Raw genomic sequence first — 20,548 nt, forward strand, 5'->3', positions numbered from 1 at the left:
GCTCGGTGCCGTTCAGGACCGCTCCATCGAGCACGCCGCCCTTCGCAGAGCCATGAGCCCTCCTCCGCGAGCATCGGATGCGCCGGCCGCGGGCCCGGCGGCGGCGGAGCGCGGCGTCCTTGCCTTCTGGCGCGAGGTCGAGCGCTGCCGCAGCGCTCCGCTCGGCGAGAAGGCGCGGGCTGGCGCCGTGGCGCGCCTTGAACGGTGGCTGGAGCATGGCGGTGCGCGCGCGGCGCTGCTCGGGCCGAGCGGGCGCGGCAAGTCGGCGCTGCTGGGCGCATGGGCGCTGGAGCTGGCCTGCGCGGGACGGCACGAGATCGCGTTCGTCCCCGTGAGCCGGCGGTTCGGTACGGCACTGGAGCATACGGCGCTGAACCTCCTTTACGCGCGCGTGGCTCCGTTCCTCAGGTCTCCGCGGCGCACCGGTGAACGGCCGCACGGGGTCGAGGAGACGCGGCGCGACCTTGCGATCATGCTCGAGGAGGGCCGCCCGCCCGGAAGCAGGCCGCTCGTCTTGATCCTCGACGGGTTCGACGAGGCCGTCACCTGGACCCGCGATGCCGCGCAGCGTTTCCTGCGAGACCTCGGCCCCGGCGTGCGCGCCGTGCTGTCAGCGCGCTCGCTCGAGGCGCTGGGAGGGCTCCGGGAGGGGACGGAGGTGGTCGCGTTGCCACCGATCGCAGTCGACGAGGTTGCGGATGCCATCGGGCGGAGGCTCGGCGATCTGCCGGCCAGCGTGAATGACCACGTCGCACGTGTGAGCGGCGGGGAGCCGTTCCTCGTGGAGGCGCTCCTCGAGGCCCTCTCGCAGGATCCCGCGGCTGCGGCGCCGGCGCTCGCGAGCGCTCCCGCCGGGGCTCCGGCCGTCCTCGATCTCTGCGCCGGCGGCGCGAGCCGCCCCGCGCTGCCATGGCTTGCACGCGCGCTCGGCCCGATCGAGAGGGAGGAGCTCTTCGCGATCTCGACGGTGAGCGTCGGCGCCTGGAATGAGCTGAGCGGACCGCCCGTCGCCGCCGGAGAGCCGGGCCTCGCGCTCCGTCACCCGGCCTGGGCGGAGGCCATCGAAGGGCGGCTCGCGCCGCATGAGCGCGCGGCGGTCGATCGCCGGTTCGCCGACCACGGGAAGCACGCATTCGCCTCGGGCACGGTCTCTGAATACGTATGCCGGAACTGGCGCGCTCACCTGGAGCGGGTCGACGCGAGCCTCGCAGAGCGGCTCGAGCTGGTCTCGAGGGCGTGGCTCGACGTGTGGAGGACGCGCCCGGATGGCTCGTCTGGGTTCATCGCCGACGTGGACGCGACGGCGGCCTGCGCGGCGCGCCTTCTGGTCGATGTCGCGGCCAGAGAGGATGTCATGGAAGCGCTGGCCGCGCAGGTACGCTGCCTGCTCGTCACGAGCTCTGTGAGGGAGATCCTTGGCTTCGAGGAGGCGCGGCGCGCGCTCGCCGCGCTGGCCGCGCAGGACGAAGAGGAGGAAGAGGAGGGGGCCCAGGGCGGCGAGGGCTCCGCCGGACCACACATCGAGATGCCGTGCGTGGGCGAGGACATCCTCGACGCCGGGCGGCCGATCGCCGACGCCGCGGAGCGCGCCGGCGCCCTGATCCGGCTGGCGCACGAGCTACCCGACGCCGAGCGCGCCGTTGTGCTCGGCTGGGCGCTAGAGGCCGCCCGCGAGGAGCACGCCAGCGGGGCCGCGCTCGCCGCCGCTGCGGCCGCGCTCGATGGGCAGGCACGGGTGACGGTTGCGCGCGAGGCGGCGGCGCGGCTCGGTCGCGAGCGGACCAAGGAGAGCCGGCTCGCGCGCGTGTCCCTGGCGGCGCTGCTGCCCGAGGCCGAGGCGCTCGACCTCGGTTGCGACGCCTTCGCCGAGGTCCCGGCCGACGCGAGGAGCGATGAGCTGCCTCGGCTCTCGGAGGCCGCCGCGCGATGGTCTCCCGCGGCGGTTCGCGGGCTCTGGGAATGGTCCGAGGCGCTGCCCCCCTCGGAGCGGCATCTGGTCCTCACGCGCCTCGCTTCGGGCCTGCCCGAGGCGGAGCGGGAAGCGGGCGCGTCGGAGGCGCTGGGGCTCGCGCTGTCGCTGCTGTCGGACGACGCGCTGCCGCCGGACGCGTGCTGGAGCATCTGCGCGCTCGCGCCACACGCACCTGCCGGCGCCGCGTCCGCGCTGATCCAGGCGTGCGCGGCTGCGGCCAGCTTCCGGCGCCCGGTGGTGACGGCCGTGGCCGCGCGCCTCTGCGATCTGGGCCGCGTGGAGGATGCGCTCGCGCTCGTGGCGACGCTGCCCGACGCGTCGGACCGGATTGAGGTACGGTCCGCGCTGCTCGCGCACCTCCCCGCCGCGGTCCGCGAGGCCGCCTGGGCCGAGCTGTCCGGAGATCTGCGGGCGGGCGACGGCGCGCGCACGCTCCTCGAGCGGAACGCCGCTGCGTGGACCCGGGCTCTCGGGGCGGATGCGGTCCTCGATCTGTCACGCGAGCTCGGCGCCACGTGGCCAGCCCTGGTCGCGATCGCCGGGGCCTCGCCGGACCACGCGCTGGCGATCACGCGCGATCTGCTCGCGCGCGCCGTGGAGCTGCCGAGCGACGAGGACGAGGCGCTCTTCGCGCTGGTCCCGCTGGCCGCCTCGATGACCGAGCCGCACGCGCGTCGGCTCTGCCAGCGCCTGCTTCACGACCTCGACTGGAAGCGGCGGCCTGATCTCCTCGACGACTGGACGAAGGACGACCTCGGGCACCTGGCGCCCTTGTTCGCACGCGTCGCTGGACCGCAGGGCGTCGCCGAGGTGGCTCGGGAGATCGCCGATATCGCGCGGTGGCTCCCCTGAGCGTCCGCGGAGAGATGGCCGGCGCGACGCCTGGAGCTCTACCGGAGCTCCGTGATCCGGGCGGTCCACGCAGAGAGATGTTCATCGATGATCCTCCGGAAGGCCGCCCTCGATACTCGCTGGGGCCGTGATCGGCGCGCGAGGGGGACGGCTTCCGCCGAGCACCTCCGCCTCCAACGCCGATGTCGGACCGTTGACGCGGCCTGGCGGTAGCCGACAATGCGCCTATCGCGCACCGCTCCGGTCCCGAACATCCCCGCAATCCCTGGCATGAACCCCGGTGTGTGGATCTCGGGCGGGCGGCGGTGGGGGGCAATGGCCGCGGCGGAAACGACAGCGGCAACGGGCAAGGCGTCGGCGGCGGCAATGGAGGGAACGACGCGCAAGGGAGCGGCAAGGGGGCATTACGGCGGCGGAGAGCGCCTGCCCGGTCAGCTGCGCGGCGGCATCATCGCAGCCAGCGCGGAGGTGGCGCGCTCGGAGGTGCCGTGGGGGGACAAGGACGTGTATCTCGTGCGACTGCCGTTCGATCAGGAGGAGGCCCCGGTCGCGGACGGCGTGATCCCGATGCACAACCTGATCGAGACCTCTGCGATGACGCGCCAGCTCACGGCCGAGAAGCCGCCGTCCATCTGGCTCGTGTGTGCGGACGTCGCGCTCTCGGATCTGGCGCCGTCGGAGCTCGACCCGGGCGCGGCTGCGTGGGGGCCCACGTATTTCGGCGTACGGATTGGGCGCTTGCGCTAGCACCGCGTCGCCCCGGGCGCGGTCGTGGTCGGGGGGCGGTCGAGCCGAGCTGCCTGGCCCAGAGAGAGGGATGCTCCGTGCGAGGTGGGGCTCCGTGCGAGCGCAGCGGATTGCGGAGCAGAGCGGGCCGGAGGCCGCGCGAGCGCACTGGATCGCCCGTCGGCGAGGTCCGGAGGCTGCGCGAGCGCAGTGGATTGCGTTGCGGAGGGGTCCGAACCCCCCGTCTGGCACAAAGGCAAGCGCTTCTGCGGGGTACATGGCGCAGAATTGCGCAATTTTAGACGCCATTTGGCACAAAAGTCCCCAGGAAGACGTTACACGGCACGGTCCGGAGGGGGCCGGACCCCGGTGTGTCGCAATGCATTGCGCTTGTGCCGGTGCCGGACCCCCCTCGCTTGGCACAGAACGACGCCGAGCTGGCACATCCCAGGCCGATGCGCCGCTGAGTTTGACATGGAGCGTAGCGGCCGGTGACCATCGTCCCATGGCGCGCACGGCTCCCGTTCCGAACATCCCCGCGATTCCTGGCATGAACCCCGGGACGTGGATCCTGGGCGGCGGGGGCAGCGGAGGCGGCGCCGGAGGGCGCGGCGGACGGGGGAGCGGGAGCGGGCAAGGAGCCGATGGCCTGGGAGGTGGGCGGGGAGCGCAGGGGGGTGGCAAGAATGCCGGCTCGTGCGGCCCCGGGAGCAGCGGAGGCTGCCCAAACCCGTCGCACGGGCGCGGCGGAGGCACCTCGGCCGGAGATCCGGTCGATCCCGTGACGGGGCGGGTCTACACCGCCAAGATCGTCGATCTCGCGCTGCCGGGGCCAATTCCGCTGGTCATCGAGCGGAGCTACTCATCGGAGACGTGTGACGTGGACCTCGGCCTCGGCTTCGGCTGGAGTCATTCGCTGGCCTGGAGCATCGAGGAGCGGAGGAGGACACTGCGGGTGCTGGAGCCGAACGCGGCGCCGACGACGGCAGAGGTGCCCGAGCCCGAACACCCCGTCACGCTGCCCTGCGGCCTGCTGACCCTCCACGCGGCGGGCTACACGCTGGAGGCGGAGGGCCTCTTGTACGTGCTCGGCGAGCGGCAGGAGGGCTGCTGGCTCTTGTCGCGCATCGTGGATCGGTACGGGAACGAGGTTCGCCTGACATACGAGGGAAAGCGCCTGTCGCATGTGATCGACAGCGCTGGGCGGGTCGTTCGCGTCCGCCGGCACACGGACGGCAGGATCGCTGCTTTCGAGGTGAAGAACGCATCGGCGCAGGGGCGATGGACCTCGTTTCGCACATACCGGTACGGCGAGCGGGGCGATCTCGTGGCGGCGTGCGACGCGGCTGGGCACGAGCATCGGTACGAGTACGACGACGCGCACCGCCTTACGAGGCGTCGCGAGCCCGGGGGGCTCGTGGCGCATTTTCGTTACAGCGACCAGGGCCGCTGTGTCGAGACGTGGTGCGAGCGTCCGAGCAACGACGCGCTCGACCGCGAGGTGCCCGATACTTTGGATGACGGCGAGACAAAGGCGAAGGGGTTCTGCCATGTCAAGATCGAGGATCACGGCGTCTTCCTCGAGGTGATCACCTCGCGGTCGCAGCGCCGTATCGAGGGCAATCGGCTGGACAAGGCGGACAAGGTGATCTGGCACGGGAGCGTGCACTCGTACCGGTTCGACGCCGCGGGCAATGTGCTCGCGTACCAGGATGCGCTCGGGCACGCGTGGCGCTGCGAGCGGGATCATGCCGGGCGGCTACGTGCCGTGGTGGATCCGATGGGCGCGAGGACGGAGTACGTCTATGATCAGCGCGGGGCCATCGCCGAGATGCGGGACGCGCTCGGTGGATTCGCGCGCTACGAGCGCAACGCGCAAGGGGATGTCACTGCGGTGTTCGACGAGCTCGGGCCCGTGGTGGAGTTTCGCCACAACGAGCGGGGGTTGCTCGTCGAGGCCGTTCTCCCGAATGGCGGCGTGACCCGGATGGAGTACGACGCGCTCGGCAACCGGGTGGCGGTGATCGAGCCGGACGGGGCGACGCGACGGATCCGGTACGACTTCTTGGGACGGGTGACGAGCTTCGTGGATGAGCGGGGATTCGAGACGTCCTACGTTTACGATGCCCGCGGCCGCCTCGTGTCCGTGCGGCGGCCCAGCGGAGCGACGGACAATTACGAGCATGATGCCGATGGCCGCCTCTCGCGGATCATCGACGCGGACCGGCGTGCGACCACGCTGCGCTGGGGAGGCATCGGCGTCGTCACCGAGGTGGTCCGGCCTGACGGTAGCTCCGTGCGGTATTTCTACGATCGCGAGCAGGACCTCGTGCGGGTGGTGAACGAGGCCGGCGAGGAGCACCGGTATGTGCGCCGGGGCGAGGGGCGCATCGTCGAGGAGCACACGTTCGACGGGCGCCGGATCACCTACCGGCATGACGCGATGGGGCGGGTTATCGAGCTCCGGGACGGCGCGGGCAGTGTCGAGCTCACGTACGATCCGTGCGGGCGGCTCGTTGCGCGCAGCTTCTCGGACGGGCGGAGGGACGAGATCTCGTACGATCTGCTCGGCCGGATGGAGTACGTGACGAGCGGAGATGTCACCTGCGAGTACGCGCGTGACGCGCGCGGGCGCGTGGTGCGCGAGACGGTCACGCGGGGCGACCAGCGGACGACGGCGGAGACGGCGTACGATGCCCTTGGCAAGGCGGTGCGGACCTCGGGGCCGTTCGGCGCCATGAACGTCACGCGAGACGTGATGGGACGAGCGGTCGGGGTGTCGTTCGGCGACGACGGGGGCCTGCGGCTGGGCTACGATCCCGCGGGGAACCTGGTGGAACGGGCGCTTCCGGCAGGCGGGCGCATCGCGGAGGAGGTGACACCGGATGGCCTGCTGGCCGGGATCAAGGTGATGAGCCCCAAGGCAGGGCTGGCGATGCGGCCCGGCGAGCCCGCGTGGGTGGGGCCGAGTCCGCTCGGCGTGACGTTTGCGCATCGGTACAGTTGGTCGCTGGCGGGGCTGATCGAGGCCGTGGCCGACGAGGTGGGCGGGAGCTCTACGGAGTTCGCGCACGACGTGAATGGGCTCATTGTCGCGCGCCAGCAAGCCGAGGGGGCGCGGCAGGAGGCGACGGAGGGCTTCCGTCACGGACCGAGCGGGGAGCTTCACGACAGCGGGGCGCAGCGACGGTACGGGCCTGGCGGGCGGCTCCTGTCGCGAGGAGGGGTGACGTTCGCGTACGACGATGGCGGGCGTGTGACGAGCAAGACGGTTGTCGACGGGCGCTCCTGGCGCTTCGACTGGGGCGACAGCAACCTGCTCCAGGCGGTATGGCTGCCGGACGGGCGGGTGGTCCGCTTCGTGTATGACCCGTTCGCGCGCCGGATCGAGAAGCGCGTGGAGAAGGATCGCGTGGTAGAGAGCGTCACGCGGTATGCCTGGAGCGGGGACGCGCTGGTGCACGAAGTCCGCGAGCGCGCCTCGGGGAGCGGGGAGACGGTCGTCGAAGAGCGGGCCTACGCGGTGCTGCCGGAGGCGTTGCTGCCGCTCGCCGAGCGCGTGCGGCGGGGCGAGCACGACCAGGTCCGGTACTACGTCGGAGCGCCGAACGGGATGCCGGAGGCGCTGGTGACGGGGGATGGAGAGCTCGTCGGCACGGTGGAGGTGTCGCTGTTCGGGCGCGTCGAGGACGAGGGGGCCGGGCTGACGCCGCTCAGGTTCGCTGGGCAGTACGCGGACGAAGAGACGGGGCTTTATTATAACAGGTATCGGTACTACGACCCGGAGACGGGGCAGTACCTGAGCCCGGAGCCGATCCGGCTCGACGGGAGCTTGCGGGCGTACGCATACGCGGAAGGGAGGCCGATGGATGCCTTCGATTTGGATGCCCTCGCAGCGCAGTCCGTGATCTATGGTCCGGGTCCGGCGGGCAATCGTCCGGTCCTTGGTCGAGGGGAGAGCGGGGGCAGCCTCGATGGCCTTCATCCTGCGGTGCGCGCCGCGTTGCCGCCGGCCGACGCGAACACCGCGCGACAGAACGATTCGCGAGGACGGTGCGCAGAACCGCACGCGCTGAGCAACTACCTCGATGAATGGCAGTGGAACGGGACTCCGCCTTCGCAGAGGACCGGAACTCCGCCGAGATCCTGTCGTCCCGGGGATCCCGAATGGCAACAGAACCTGCGCAACGCGCTCGGCGGAATCGATCAAACCGAGGGCATCGTAAGCGGGCGTAGGATAGATCAGTCAAACCCGGGCAACGAAAAGCGATGGCCGGCCTGCGAGAACTGTAGTCAGATGATCCCACGACTCTACACGCTCGCCGGCATGACGCCACCGAACAACGTGGCCGCCATCGGAACGGCGGGTGGCCATGCCGGACCTGCGTTCAACCCTTCTGCCACCTTCACCGGTAATCCGGCGAATGCTGCGTATTTCAACAACGCGGCGCCTCCGCCTGGAGGCCCGGCTGCTCTAGGTACATGGGAGCAGCGGAACGGGCAGTGGACGCGGATCCATTGAGCGCTGAGGATCCTATGCCAACAAGGAATCTAGAAGAAATTCACCCTTCGCTTCTCTCCTGGATCCAGCGCCATGCCAAGTTCAACCGCTCGTGGGACGAGCTCCTGCTGCGCGGGCTACTCGAAGGACGCGGCGAGCCTTGCTCCGAGATCCTCGTCGCCTGGGAGCGCGGTCTCCACACGCTCGGCGAGGGGGGGCGCATGGAGTCCCCTTATCTGCTCGAGCTGTCCGACACATGCTTCGGAACCGTGTCGGCGGGAGCCGCTCAGGCGACGCTTCCCGGAGACGGCCGGCGCGTGGTGGTCATCGGCCGCTTCGTGTGGGGCGGTGCGCTTGGGATGGACGAGCGCGGGAGACTGTACAGCAGCGATGGGGATGAGTGGATTGCTCTCGCGGAGCACCCGGCAGTTTACCTTGCGAGGCTCGCGCTTACCGGGGCGGCCGAGGAAGAACAGCGACTGAACCTCGTGCTTCCGGGGCGCGAGCAGGTAGGCCTGCTGGCAGAGAGACTCGGCGTGGCGGAGATCACTGCAGCGAGCGACGATCTGCAACGCTTCTGGCAATCGGGCACGCTCCTCCTTCACGAAGGCGACCTCGATGCTCCCGCGGCCTCTGTCGTGCACGCCCTCGCAGGCCCACCCGACGTCGCGCGCCTCATCGGTGCATGCAGCGCGCTCGGTCTCTCCGGCGCCTTCGTACATCGCCAGAAGGAGCCGGCGATCGCCCCGCTCGCGCGTCGGCCGGACGGGTGCCCTCATGCTGTGTGGTTTCGCCACCGGCCGCGCTTCGGTCGTGGCGACGGTTGGGTGGCCTGGATCGATGGCAGCGATCCGCCCGCGATCGAGGAGGTCTGCATCGTCGACGGCTACTGGGTAAGCAGAGCCGAATGGCCCAGCGGGTGCACGGTCGAGCACGTGGCGCCCTGGGTCGAAGGGTTGCCAGGGCGGGGTGAGGCGCGGCTCTTCCGGCTCGGCTTTCGGCGCGATCTGCGGCGTATGTGCCACGCCGAAGAGCTCGACGCGCTTTTCGTACGCCACGGGCTGCCGTCGACGCCGGCAGTGCATGCGTTCGAGCGCCGGCTCGGAGGGCTCTGGTGTCCCCTGCGCGAGGGGGCGGCGTTGCTGTCGTTCGGTGCGTTTCAGATGCTCGCGTTCGAGAGAGAGGCCGTGGACCACGCGTCGTGGGCCAAGGACAGTGCCACGCTCGAGGATGGCGCCGTATGGCCGCGTGTGCGCTTCCAGGGGGCGCCGCTCGTGCCCGTGGGCAGCGACGTCGAAGCGACGCTCTACATGAGCCCCGAGGGCACCCTCCTGCGGCATGATTGGATCCTGGACGAGGTGGACGTCCTGGGTGAGGACCCGATCGAGTACCTCGAGCGCAGGCTTGTTTCGATGGAATCGTCGTGATCAGATCAGAGCGCCGCCGGCGCTGTCACCGCATTCAATCTGAACAATTTTCAGGAGAAAGCGCGCCAAGCCCGCGGCGTCGGCAGCGCTGCGATGCCGATCTGAGGTCACCAACTACATCCGAAACTACGAGCACGCCAACGGCACCCCTCCGAATACGATGAATCCCCAGCATCCGAACTGGAACGACTGCATCGGTTCCATCCAGTCCATCACCGCTCAGCAGGGGCAGACGGGCAGGATCCCTTGCCCCAACTGTAGCCAGATGCTGGCCAACCTGGGCGTGCAAAGCCATCAGGTGCCGCCCGTGAACGGCCAGAACTTCAGCCAGCCGGACCGGGGCTGGGCGAACCAGCACCAGGGGCCGGTCGTCTACCTCGGCTTTCGCTGACCGGAGGCGATAGTGACCGCTATATCCGATGGGATGATCGCTGTCTGGGACACCTCGGGCTGGTCCGACATGGGAGTCGGCGTGGCGGCCATCCACGCGCTCAGGGACGACTGGGCCTCTCAGGAGCGGCTGCGGGAGCTCGCGCTCGCCGGGGAGCCTGTCGCGATCCGCGAGGCGGCCCTCCTCGCCGTGGCGCTCGCGCCGAGCAGCCTGCCGGTGTTGCGCCAGGGGGTGACCGCGGCGCAACGCGAGGTGCGCGCCGCCTCGGTCGCCGGCTTGCGCGCCGATCCTCTGGCCCGACCGATGGCGGCGCACCTCCTGGCGAGCGATCCGTCGTGCGGCGTGCGCGCGGCGGCGGCGACGTTGCTCGCCGGCGATCCCGGGTACACGCCCGCCCTGCGCCGGGCGCTAGAGGCGCCGCTGCCGAGCCCTGGGGTGGATCCGGAGGCGCCTCGGCTCGAGGGCGCGCTGGTGCGTGCGCTGATCAGAGAGCCCACGGTGATTGAGCAAGTGAAGGGCCGGCTCGCTGGGCTGGCGAGTGATGTCCGCGATTTCGTGCTCGAGGACCTCTGGGCACGTCCGGAGCAACGCTCCTATGTGCGCGCCCTGCTCGCGCACGAGGCGGCCCTGGTTCGCGCTTCGGCCGCGCGGGCGCTGCGTCGCGATCCGGAGGTGGCGAGCGCGCTGCTTGGCCTGGCGGCCGGGGATCCCTCGCCGCTCGTCCGGGCGGCAGCGGTGTCGGTGCTCGGCTTCGATGCGGTGGCGCGGCAGGTGAAGGCAGGGCGGCTCGCGGATGCGAGCGAGCACGCGTCCGTGCGCGTGGCGATCGTGGAGACCATGCGCGCCGGCGAGGAGGAGATGGTCCGAGCGCTTCAGTCCGATCCAAGTCCGACGCTCCGCGGGATCGCCGCGTCGGCTCTGCGCGACGACGTGGCGTCCGTCGCTGCGCGCCGGGCCCTGCTCGACGACGCCGAGCCGTTCGTGCGGGCGCGCGCCGTGAGCAGCCTCGCGCGCCAGGATGCGCTGTTCGACAGCGTCATGCCTTGCCTGGAAGATCCAGATCCCCACGTCCGCCGGGCCGCCATTGAGGTCCTCGGCCGATACCCGCCGGCGATTCCGCTGCTCCGGCGGCACATCGACGCGCCATCCCCGGTCGGACCCGCGGCGATGCAGGCGCTGCGCGAGGATCCGGAGTCGCTCCCGCTGCTGCGCACGCGCCTCCGTCCGGCCCGGCGCGTGGAGCGGCGGCGCAGGCTGCGCGACCTGGCCCGGGATCCCTCCTCGGTCGCGGGGGTACGCGCGCTGCTCGACGACCCCGATGTGCTCGTCCGGGCCGATGCGGCCAGCGCGCTCGGCGACGCCGGGGATGAGACCATCGTGCGTCGGCTCGACGATCCAGACTCGTGGTGGCGTGCGGTCGCGGCGAGGGCCGTCGCCGGGACGGCAGAAGCGCGGGAAGCGCTGCTGCGACGGCTCGGGGACGGCGACGGCACCGTGCGCGCCGCGGCGGCGGAGGCGCTGGCCGGGGACGAGGCGGCGGCGCCGCGCGTCCGGGAGCTCCTCGACGAGCCCTCCGCCGCGGTTCGCGCCGCGGCGATCACGGCGCTCGCGGGGGACGCGGGCTCCGTGGAGCGGATCGCCGCGATGCTGGACGAGCCATCGGACATGGACGGCGATCCGGCGCAGCTCGCGCCGCGCGGACGATCGCGGGCCGGCCGGAGCACGCGAGCCGGCTGCGCGCCATCGTAGAGCGAGGCGACTACGCCGCCGAGGTGATCCGGGTCGCGCTGGAGTCGCTGGCGCCCGCGGACGCTCCCGTGGAGCCTCTATTGGGGATGCTGGACGATGTGCAGGAGCTCGATACGCTGAGGATCCCGGCCGCGAGGCTCCTCTGGGCCCAGGGGCAGCACCGCGGCGCGGTCATCGCGCGGATGGACGATCCCAGCCCGGCGCTCCGCGCCGCGGTGGTGGAGCTCCTCGGCGAGGACGCGAGCGCCGTCGACCTCGCCCGGGCGCGGCTGCGCGACAGCGACGCGCGCGTGCGCGACGCCGCTGCTGCCGCCCTGCGCCGCCGCTCGTCCACGGACCGGGGTGTCGCGCTCGTCAATCTCGTGAAGGAGATGGGGCTCGCGATGGGGGGCAGACTGCACGACGCTCCGATTCCATTGCGATCGCGATCGGAGCTACGTCTGGATGGCGACCCACGGAAGAACGTTGTGCTCGCGTGGCTCTGCGCGCGGCTTGCGAGCGACGAGCGCGGCGGGATCATTGCGGTCAGCGCGGAGGTGGTGGTCCTCCCCCGGTTCCGCGGACAGTCTCACTATGCCGCGCGCGCGGTCACGTAGGTCTTCAATTCGAACTCGATCGGGCTCATGTAGGCGAGCCGTGAGTGCCGGCGTTTCAGGTTGTAGAAGTTGTCGATGTAGTCTCTGACCGAGGCGGTGGCGGCCGCTCGCGTCGGGTAGCGCTCGTGCTCGACCAGCTCCGCCTTCAGCGTCGCGAAGAAGCTCTCGGCCACGGCGTTGTCCCAGCAGTCGCCGGCGCGGCTCATGCTCGGGATGAGCCCGTGGGCCCCGAGCACGAGCCGGTAGTCGTCGCTGGCGTAGGGGCTGCCACGATCCGAGTGGTGCACCAGCCCAGGCGCCGGCCGCCGCGTTCCCAAGGCGAACGCGAGCGCGGTGAGCGCCAGGGCGCGATCGTTGAACGCGCTCGCGGCCCAGCCGACCACGCGGCGCGAGAACAGGTCCAGGATCACGGCCAAGTACAGCCAGCCCTCGCCGGTGGGAATGTACGTCACGTCCGTCACCCAGACTTGGTTGGGCGCTCGAGCATCGAATTTCCGCTCGATCACATTCGGGGCGATCGGGCCGTTGTGCCGCGAGTCGGTGGTGCGGCGGAAGCGCCGCTTCCTCCGAGCCGCGAGCCTCTGAGCGCGCATCAGCCGCTCGACCCGTTTCTTGCCGACACGCATGCCGCGAGCACGCAGCTCCGCGTGGATGCGCGGACTGCCGTAGCGGCCACGGCTCTTGTGGTGCACGGCCCTGATCTGCGCGCTCAGTTGAGCGTCGGACTTGGCCCGCGCGGACTCCGAGCGCTTGGCCCACGCGTAGTAGCCGCTGCGCGAGACCAGCAGCACCGCGCACAGCACCAGCACCGGGTAGTGCGCCTTCTCCGCGTCGATGAACTCGAACCTCACTCGTTTTCCTTCGCGAAGAAGGTCGCCGCTTTTTTTAAGATCTCGCGCTCCATCTCCAGCCGCTTCACGTCGCGGCGCAGCCGCTGCAGTTCCTCACGCTCCGGCGTCGTCAGCGCCCCCGGCGGGCCGTGGCCCGCGTCGGTGTCCGCGCGCTTGATCCAGTCGCGCAGCGCCGTCTCGGTCAGGTCGAGGTCCTTCGCCACCTGGCCGATGCTCCGGTCGCTCGCCTTCGCCAGCCGTACCGCCTCCGCCTTGAACTCGGGCGTGAACGCCCTCCTCTTTCTCCGTCCCATCCCTGCCTCCTGGTGTCGTCGGGGGTGTCGACGGAAGCGGGGGAGGACCATGGCGCGCTCGGAGGTGCCGTGGGGGGACCAGGACGTGTACCTGGTGCGGCTACCGTTCGATCAGGAGGAGGCCCCGGTCGCGGCCGGCGTGGTTCCGATGCACAACCTGATCGAGACCTTCGCAATAGCGCGACAGCTCACAGCCGAAAGGTCGCCGTCGATCTGGCTCGTGTGCGCGGACGCCGCGTTCTCGGACCTGGCGCCGCCGGAGCTCGACCCGGGCGCGGCTGCGTGGGGACCCACGTATTTCGGCGTGCGGATTGGGTGCTCGCGCTAGTACCGAGTCGCCCTGGGCGCGGCCGTGGTCGGGGGGCGGTCGAGCCGAGCTGCCTGGCCCAGGGAGAGGGATGCGCCGTGCGAGGTGGGGCTCCGCGTGAGCGCAGTGGATTGTGTTGCGGCGCCCCCGTTCGGGGCGGGCGGCACACCGTGAACCAGTCTCGGTGAGCTGCCTCGTCCACGCGGGAGATGGGTGGCACCCGTCTCCCGGTGGACGTGCCTCCAGCAAAAGATGGGTGGCACCCATCTCCGCGGCGGACGTGGCTCCAAGAAAAGATGGGTGGCATCCGTCTCCGGGTGGACGTGCCTCCAGCAAAAGATGGGTGGCACCCATCTCCGCGGCGGACGTGGCTCCAAGAAAAGATGGGTGGCATCCGTCTCCGGGTGGACGTGCCTCCAGCAAGAGATGGGTGGTGGTCCTGCCACCCTGATCGAGCTTCTTCGCTCAGTACCGGTCACGTTCACCCGCCGCAGTTCCGAGCTGGTCGTTCGCATCGGCGAGACCGCAGAGTTGATTACCAGCGTTGACGTGCAGCGGCGCACCCTTCGCGTAGAACGATCCTCCGATCGACCCAGTAACGGAGCGCCCTTCGATGGGTACCTCCGGGGATGCCGCCTAACCGTGACGGGCGGGGTGAAGGAGATGGCGAGGCCCGAGAAACGAAGGATTGGGCGAAGAGGTAGAGGTTGATGGCTGAGGGGGTAGAACGACAGTAGAAGTTACTGTCCCCTGATAAATGCCTTCTTAATACATAGGGGTACCGATGGGTTGTTTGACGCCGCAGCAGTCGGGTAGCTATCACAGGCGAGACTTTACCGATCGGACGCGTACACGACAACCACTCGGCCCCGGCCTCCGCCTCAAGGATGGCGCATCCAGGATGCGCGCTCCGCGCCGCCGTTGGGCGCGCCAGCGTGGAGGGTCTCTTTGATGAAAGGGGCGACCGTCTTGCTCTGCGTGAGCTCGTCCAGAAGTCTCGCGGCGTGGTCCAGCGAGTCGACGAGCTTGGTGTCCGCGTCCCGCGCCGTGAGCGTGCTGCCCAGCAGCTGGAGAGCACGGTCGACGATCTCGTTGAAAGCGTCGGGGTGATGCTCGGCGTTGCGCAGCCTACCCGCGACGTCCATCAGCGTATCGTCGAGCCACGCGGGAGCTCGAAGTCTCGCATTGTCGATCAGTGAACGGGCGCTTCGCAGGTACACGCTCGTGGGGGCATCATAGCCGCGCGGGAGCCGCGCCTTCACGATCCTCCGGAATGCGACCTCGAGCATGGCGGCCACGGCTGCGTAGCGGCGCGTGCCTTGGAGCATCCCGGCACGGATGAAGGTCAGGCTCCGCATCGAGTCGTGGGCCGCCTGTTGCACCGGATCTGGAAGGTCGACGATCCGCTTTTTGAGCGCCGCCGCGATATCCGCCAGTCCGGTCGATCGCTGCTCGTCCCGCATGCTCTGCACGATGGCGCGAAAGCGCTCTCGAAGCTCTCCGGCCCGCGGGCGATCCTCGTATCGAGGTACCACCATCCGGCGCAGGAGATCCTTGAGCTGGTGGGAGGCTTCGGACGAGGTCGTGGCGGCGCTCATGTCCGTCTTCAGAAGCTTCCGCAGCATGGTGCCGGTGGAGTACACGTCGCCGGCGGTCGACCAGGCCGAGGAGTCGCTCGTGTTAAGCACCTCGGGAGGAATGAACTCCGCCACGCCTTCGACAATGGAGCGTTGACCGCCACGGAGCTGCTCGACCGCCCGCGCCAGCCCGAAGTCGATCAGGACGACGTTGATCTCTACCTTGCGAGCATCGTCGTCCTGCGGGACGCGAAGGAGGACATTCGCGGGCCGGATGTCGCGGTGAACCACGCTCGAACGCTCCAGCACCGCCAGGACTTCCGCCATCTGCAGGCCCACTTCGGCGACCGTGGGTTCGGTCATGCTGCCTTCGGGGAGCGGGTAGCCAGGGATCCACTCGTAGACCACGAGCCCCTGCTGAGGATCATCGTCCGCGATGCCCATCTGCAGGATACGGGGCAGATGCTCCCGAACCCGCTGGTCGCCCGCTTCGCCGATTTTCCGGAGGAGCGCGACCTCGTGGATGAACCGCGTCCTCGCTCGTGTCTCGCGGAGCGAGATCGCCCTCACTGCGACAGCGCGGTTGTTCCATTCCGCGCGCCAGATCCGGGCCTGGCCGCCCTCGAAATCGGGGGCCTCGTCGGCGTCGCTGCTGCTCACGCGCGGCGGCCGTCGCACCCGGTGGAGCCCGAGGCGCTGCGCGGCTTCGCGCTCGGCATCGTCATGGAGCGGGCGCGGGCTGAGCGCGCGAATCGCGAGCAGCCGCTCAAGCATCGGCAGCTTGAACTCACCATGATCGTTGAGGACGCGCAGGTTTTCGAGCTCTCCCTCGGCTTCGTTCAGCCGCTCATCGAGCGGTTCCGCGTCGGGGCATAGCTTGCGGAGCAGCGCCCTGGCTTCGGCACGGCCGGCGCTCCCGCCGGCTGGTCTCTGCGCGCGCGCACCGGCCCAGGCGAGAGCCAGCGGGTAGGCGGTGCTCGGCTTCCAGTCATTGAGGTTGTCGCTCTCGTTGAGCGGATCACGTACCCAGTCCCAGATTGCCGTGTCGCCGTTGCGGAAGTCCGCCTCGATCTTCGCGCTCGCACGGTCGACGTCGGTGCGAATGAACCAAGTTCGGTGCGATTCCCGGCAGAGCGTGAGGATCTCCGTCAGGAGCTTGCCAAGGATGAACAGGTTCCCGGAGAGCTTCGCGAGGTGCTCGCGCGCCTCGCGGGAGCTCTGCAGGCCATCGCCGCTGGTGGTGCGCTGGAGCAGGTCGACGATCTCGTCATCGCTGAACTCGAACCGGTGGAATTCCTTGAGCGAGGCGCGCAGGTTGGTGCTGATCAGCTTCGGCAGGTGCCCCTGGCCGACGAACCCGAAGAGCACCGCCGCGCGCTGCACCTTACCGTCGCGTTTGACCACGGCCCACGAGTCTTCCATCCGCTCCTTGAGCCGCTCCGCGAGCTGCTCGCGTCGCGAATGCGCGAACATCGCCTGCGCCTCGTCCACGAGGACGTAGATGGCGCGAATCCCGCGCTCTGCCGCCGCTTCACGGACGGAATCGTATGCGTGCGCCATGGGCAGAAGCCCATCCTCCAGCTCCCGGTATACTTTCCTGGGGATGAACCTGGCTTCGAACTGCTTCGCGATTTCGTCCCACAGGCTCGCCAGTGGGCGCTGGCTGGCTGCGACGCGGTTCAGCAGGACGACGTCGTCGGCGTCGATGAACTTCTGTACGCCACGGAGCAAGCTCGTCTTGCCAAACCTCCGGGGTCCGTAGACAAAGAAGGACGACGTGCCCTGGCGCAAGATGCTCAGCAAGGCATCGTAGCGGCGCTCGACGCCGAGCCGGCAGCGCAGCATGTCCTCCGGCTCCACGTTCTGGGGGATGGGATCGCGCAGCTCCGGCATGGTCAACGCCAGCACCTTCCAGGTCAGCGTGGTCTTCTCGCTCTTGCCGTCCGGCGCGGTGCCCGTGATCGATACTTGCAGCTCCCTCTTGCGCGCCGCCATATCCTCGGCGAAGCGTCGGGAGAGGACCACCGTGATATCGAAGTCGTGCTGGATGGTTCCCGCAGGGAGATTGAGCGGATCGATCTCTTCGCGGTACGCATGTGCTTGCGGGGTCACGAAGCTCACGGACAGTTTCGTGAGCTTGATGCCGAGCTGGGTCGCCGCTGGGAGCGGTGACTTGAAGCGCACCTGCACCGGGAGGCAGACGGTCCCGTAGTCGAGCGTGTCGATTTGCTTGTAGACGCCTCGCGCATGATGCACCGCGGCGCTGGCACTGCCGTCGCTCTTCGAGGACAGCGGGGGATCGAACCAGAACGCGGGGATCGAGGGCACGTCAGTAGACGTGGGCGAGAAACGCCGGGCGATCTCCCGGATTTGCTGGAAGGTGAGGTTGGAGATCGTGTTGAGCAGAGCGCGGACCACGTCGATGTCGCGCAGCGTGTTGCTGCAGTCGTCGAGGGATGCTGTTCGCAGGTGCTCCCGGACGGCGTCGAGCGTCGCCGTACCGAGCGAGTCCGAGAGCTCCCTAAACCGCCGCAGGATTTTTTCGCGCTCGAGGACCTCGTCCTCGGTGCCAGGCCACCCAGCCGAGAGGCGGTCACGATCCTGCTCGGTGGTGATCTCTGCGATTTGCATGAGTCGGCCCTCACGTTCGTCCCGTGCGGCCCGCTCTTCAAACGCCCGCCGGAGTCGCTCCGCGAGCGTGCCGGCACCCAGGTCCGGGAGATCGCGGACGTGCTCCTGCTCCGTCGCCGGGCGCTCCTCCACCCAGCGCAGACAGGCCTGGACCTCGTCGCGGAAGGCACCGGCATCGATGAGCTGGCTGGCGCGCGCGGCGCGGTCCATCATCCCTTGCCAGATCCAATCGGGGAGAAGTGCCTCGATTCGGGTCGCGAGGGCGCGCGCGCTCTGGAGCTGATCGAGGCTGTCGGGCCGCCCGAGCAGGCCCACGAGGCTGTCGTCAAGGGGGGCTTCGATGCCGGTACCGAGCCAGGCTGCGATCTCGTCGACCGAGGTCGCGACGGCGGCGACTTCGTTCTGCTCGGGCAGCCGTGCGACCTGGGCGTTGAGGGAGGCGATGGCCTGGCTCAGCGTGGCCGCTACTTGGAGTGGACGCGCCGGGTCGAGGGGCGCCCCGAGCCACCCTTCCTCGGCCTCGCGCAGGGACTCCAGCGTGCGGAGGACCTCGCTCACGTCCAAACAAAGGCGCGCGCGCGCTGCGTCCAAAAGGGTGCGGACACACGGTGGCGGTGACGGCGTCTGGCCCACGCGCGGCTCCGAAGGACTTGGCACGCCGGGCGGCAGGTTGCTGTTGGCATCGACCCGCTGCGTGGATTGGAGGGCACCCTGCGCAGCCTCGCTGGAACCCTGCGCAGTTCCGCCGACGTCCTGCGCAGCTTCGCCGACCCCCCGCGCATCCTCGCCGGTACTTGGCGAGTCCGTGCTGGCATCCACGGCATGCACGCCAGCGCCAGGTTCCTCCTCGCTGGCGCCCAGCGCAGTTTCGCGAGCGCATGGTGCGGCTTCGCCAGCCTCTTGCGCGGCCCCGCTACCCTTCGCCTTAATCCTGACGCTCAGCGGCCCAATGGGCGGCGTGGACAGGACGGTGGCAAGGCTCGTCACTGGCCCCGGTCGCGGACGCGGCGCGGTATCCGTCGGCATCTCCCCCGACGGCGCGAGCACCGACGCGGCGGCACGGCGTTTTGAGGTCGGTGCACGGTAGTCCCTCCAGCGGAGGAGGACTGCGGCGGCGTTCGCGTCGTGCTCCGCGGCCAACAGGTGCTTCACGTGCGACGCCAGGAACGCGTCGTCGTCGGTCAGATCGTCGAGGCCTTCGCGTAGCCACGTGAGAATCGCGCGACGCCAGGCGAAGGCAGCCCCTGGGCCGGTGGCCGCGTGGCTCAGGTCCTTCGCGCTCTCCTCGAGCTCGACCAGTCGGTCCCGAGCTCCGACCCCGCTCGCCATGGCCAGCCAGATCTGCGCGCGATCCTCGTCGAACAATGGCAGCTGAGAGAGCGCTGCGAGGAACGCTTGGAGCTTCTGGTTGCCGAACGACGCGGGGTTGCACACGGTGTTCAGCAGCGGCACGCCGAGCGCGCGCCGCAGGGCCTGGTGCACGCGCTCGTCTATCTCGACATCACCAGGCAGAGGGCCAGCCACGAGTGGCCGGAGCTTTTCGGGCAGAAACGCGCGCGTCCGGACGCTGTGCGTGTTCAGGAACTCCCGAGCGGTCGTGAGGACGTCCGTTACAGGGGGGGACTTCCGTGGCAAGAAGCGCCTCCGCGTGGCGGGGGGCACCCCCGACAGCCGGCGCCTCACGTCCTCGCTGAGAGCCTGCGCGGTCACGAGGAGATCCTCGTCGGCGATGCGGCGGCGCAGAGGGAGCGTGGGCGTCTCCGGCTTCGGCGGCGGAGGCGCGACAGGCTTCGCATGCAGCGACGCATCGCCGAGGGCCTGCGCGGTCACGAGGAGACCCTCGTCGGCGATGTGGCGGCGCGACGGGAGCGTGGGCGTCTCCGGCTTCGGCGGCGGAGGCGCGACAGGCTCCGCATGCAGCGACATGGGCGCGACGCGCGCCGCCGGCGCGGCGAGGAGGAGTAGCAAGCCGTCGAGCTGATCAGCGGGCGGTGGGCCTGCATTCGGAGCGACGGGCTTGAACGACGCCTGGAAGCGGACGGCCTCTGGCGGAACCGGAACGGGCGCGAGGAGGTCCGTGATGAGCAGCGCATCACCGCGCGGTGAGATCCTCGCCGTAGCCCTGCAGAGATCGGAGAACAAGACCAGCTCTTGTGCCTCCGTCCCCCGCGCCACGATGACGTAGTTCTTCCCCCCCGACTTGGCCCACCGGTGGGTCAGCTCGTCGAAAACGTGCTGGCCGGGGCGGAGGCCCTTGGTCCCGCGGAACTCTGGCTCACTGCGGACGGCGTTTCCGGTCAGCTGAAGATAGTGAGTCGTCATCGCGTGCATTGCTCGATCTGGGCGATAGCGCCGCTCCTCGAGAAGAAGTTGCGCTTCGTACGATGGAACCCTCTAGGAGCTCTCCCGGCTTCCCGACGGGCGCTACCTACGAACGGAAGGAATCAGCGTACATGATTGCGCGGGTGCCTGGTAGACTGGATGAGAGGCTCAGCGCCGCGTAGCGGTAGGTGGCACGCGCCGGAGCGAGAGCTGGGCCGACGGACATCTCCCTCCATGGTGGCGGAGGGACCTACGCCGTCGCTGGTGCTCGCCGCTGAAGCTGTGGGTGATGTATGCGGACCTGGTCTGGACCTGCTTCCGGGGCGGCGTTTACATGAGCGCGCCTTGGCGCG

9 protein-coding genes are annotated in these 20,548 nt (G+C 69.7%); 7 read left to right on the plus strand and 2 right to left on the minus strand.

Features of this window, described 5'->3' with window-relative positions:
• The first annotated feature begins 52 nt into the window (after positions 1-52).
• From WMF20_RS18630 to WMF20_RS18655, 6 genes are all read left to right on the plus strand, one after another.
• Positions 53-2,824 carry a hypothetical protein gene (locus tag WMF20_RS18630; RefSeq protein WP_437615427.1) on the plus strand — a complete coding sequence of 924 codons (2,772 nt, stop codon included), beginning with the start codon at positions 53-55 and terminating at the stop codon, positions 2,822-2,824.
• 315 nt (positions 2,825-3,139) lie between these two features.
• Positions 3,140-3,571: a hypothetical protein gene (locus WMF20_RS18635; RefSeq protein ID WP_437615429.1), complete on the plus strand. Its 432-nt coding sequence runs from the start codon at positions 3,140-3,142 to the stop codon at positions 3,569-3,571.
• 529 nt (positions 3,572-4,100) lie between these two features.
• Complete coding sequence (locus WMF20_RS18640; RefSeq protein WP_437617140.1) at positions 4,101-8,072, plus strand: RHS repeat-associated core domain-containing protein; 3,972 nt, start codon at positions 4,101-4,103, stop codon at positions 8,070-8,072.
• A gap of 14 nt (positions 8,073-8,086) precedes the next feature.
• Positions 8,087-9,478 (plus strand): hypothetical protein, encoded by a 1,392-nt coding sequence (locus tag WMF20_RS18645; protein ID WP_437615431.1) that lies wholly within the window; start codon positions 8,087-8,089, stop codon positions 9,476-9,478.
• A gap of 424 nt (positions 9,479-9,902) precedes the next feature.
• The gene (locus tag WMF20_RS18650) at positions 9,903-11,618 is read left to right on the plus strand and encodes a HEAT repeat domain-containing protein (RefSeq protein WP_437615433.1); all 1,716 of its coding nucleotides are present in this window, start codon (positions 9,903-9,905) and stop codon (positions 11,616-11,618) included.
• Between the two features lie 86 nt (positions 11,619-11,704).
• Complete coding sequence (locus tag WMF20_RS18655; RefSeq protein ID WP_437615435.1) at positions 11,705-12,214, plus strand: HEAT repeat domain-containing protein; 510 nt, start codon at positions 11,705-11,707, stop codon at positions 12,212-12,214.
• Here WMF20_RS18655 and WMF20_RS18660 read toward each other — a convergent pair.
• A protein-coding gene (locus WMF20_RS18660) for an IS3 family transposase (protein WP_437615437.1) occupies positions 12,190-13,358 on the minus strand; the annotation gives its coding sequence in 2 pieces (ribosomal slippage) (positions 12,190-13,106 and positions 13,106-13,358; 1,170 coding nt in all). The two genes, WMF20_RS18655 and WMF20_RS18660, sit on opposite strands and share 25 nt — an antisense overlap.
• Before the next feature lie 49 nt (positions 13,359-13,407).
• On the opposite strand from WMF20_RS18660, the gene WMF20_RS18665 reads away from it, so the two are divergent.
• Positions 13,408-13,686: a hypothetical protein gene (locus WMF20_RS18665; RefSeq protein ID WP_437615439.1), complete on the plus strand. Its 279-nt coding sequence runs from the start codon at positions 13,408-13,410 to the stop codon at positions 13,684-13,686.
• 860 nt (positions 13,687-14,546) lie between these two features.
• On the opposite strand, the gene WMF20_RS18670 is transcribed toward WMF20_RS18665, so the two are convergent.
• Positions 14,547-20,195, minus strand: coding sequence for a protein kinase domain-containing protein (locus WMF20_RS18670; RefSeq protein WP_437615441.1), 5,649 nt, complete (start codon positions 20,193-20,195; stop codon positions 14,547-14,549).
• Positions 20,196-20,548 lie beyond the last annotated feature (353 nt).

The organism is Sorangium sp. So ce834 (assembly GCF_051521425.1).
GTDB classification, from domain to species: domain Bacteria; phylum Myxococcota_A; class Polyangia; order Polyangiales; family Polyangiaceae; genus Sorangium; species Sorangium cellulosum_D.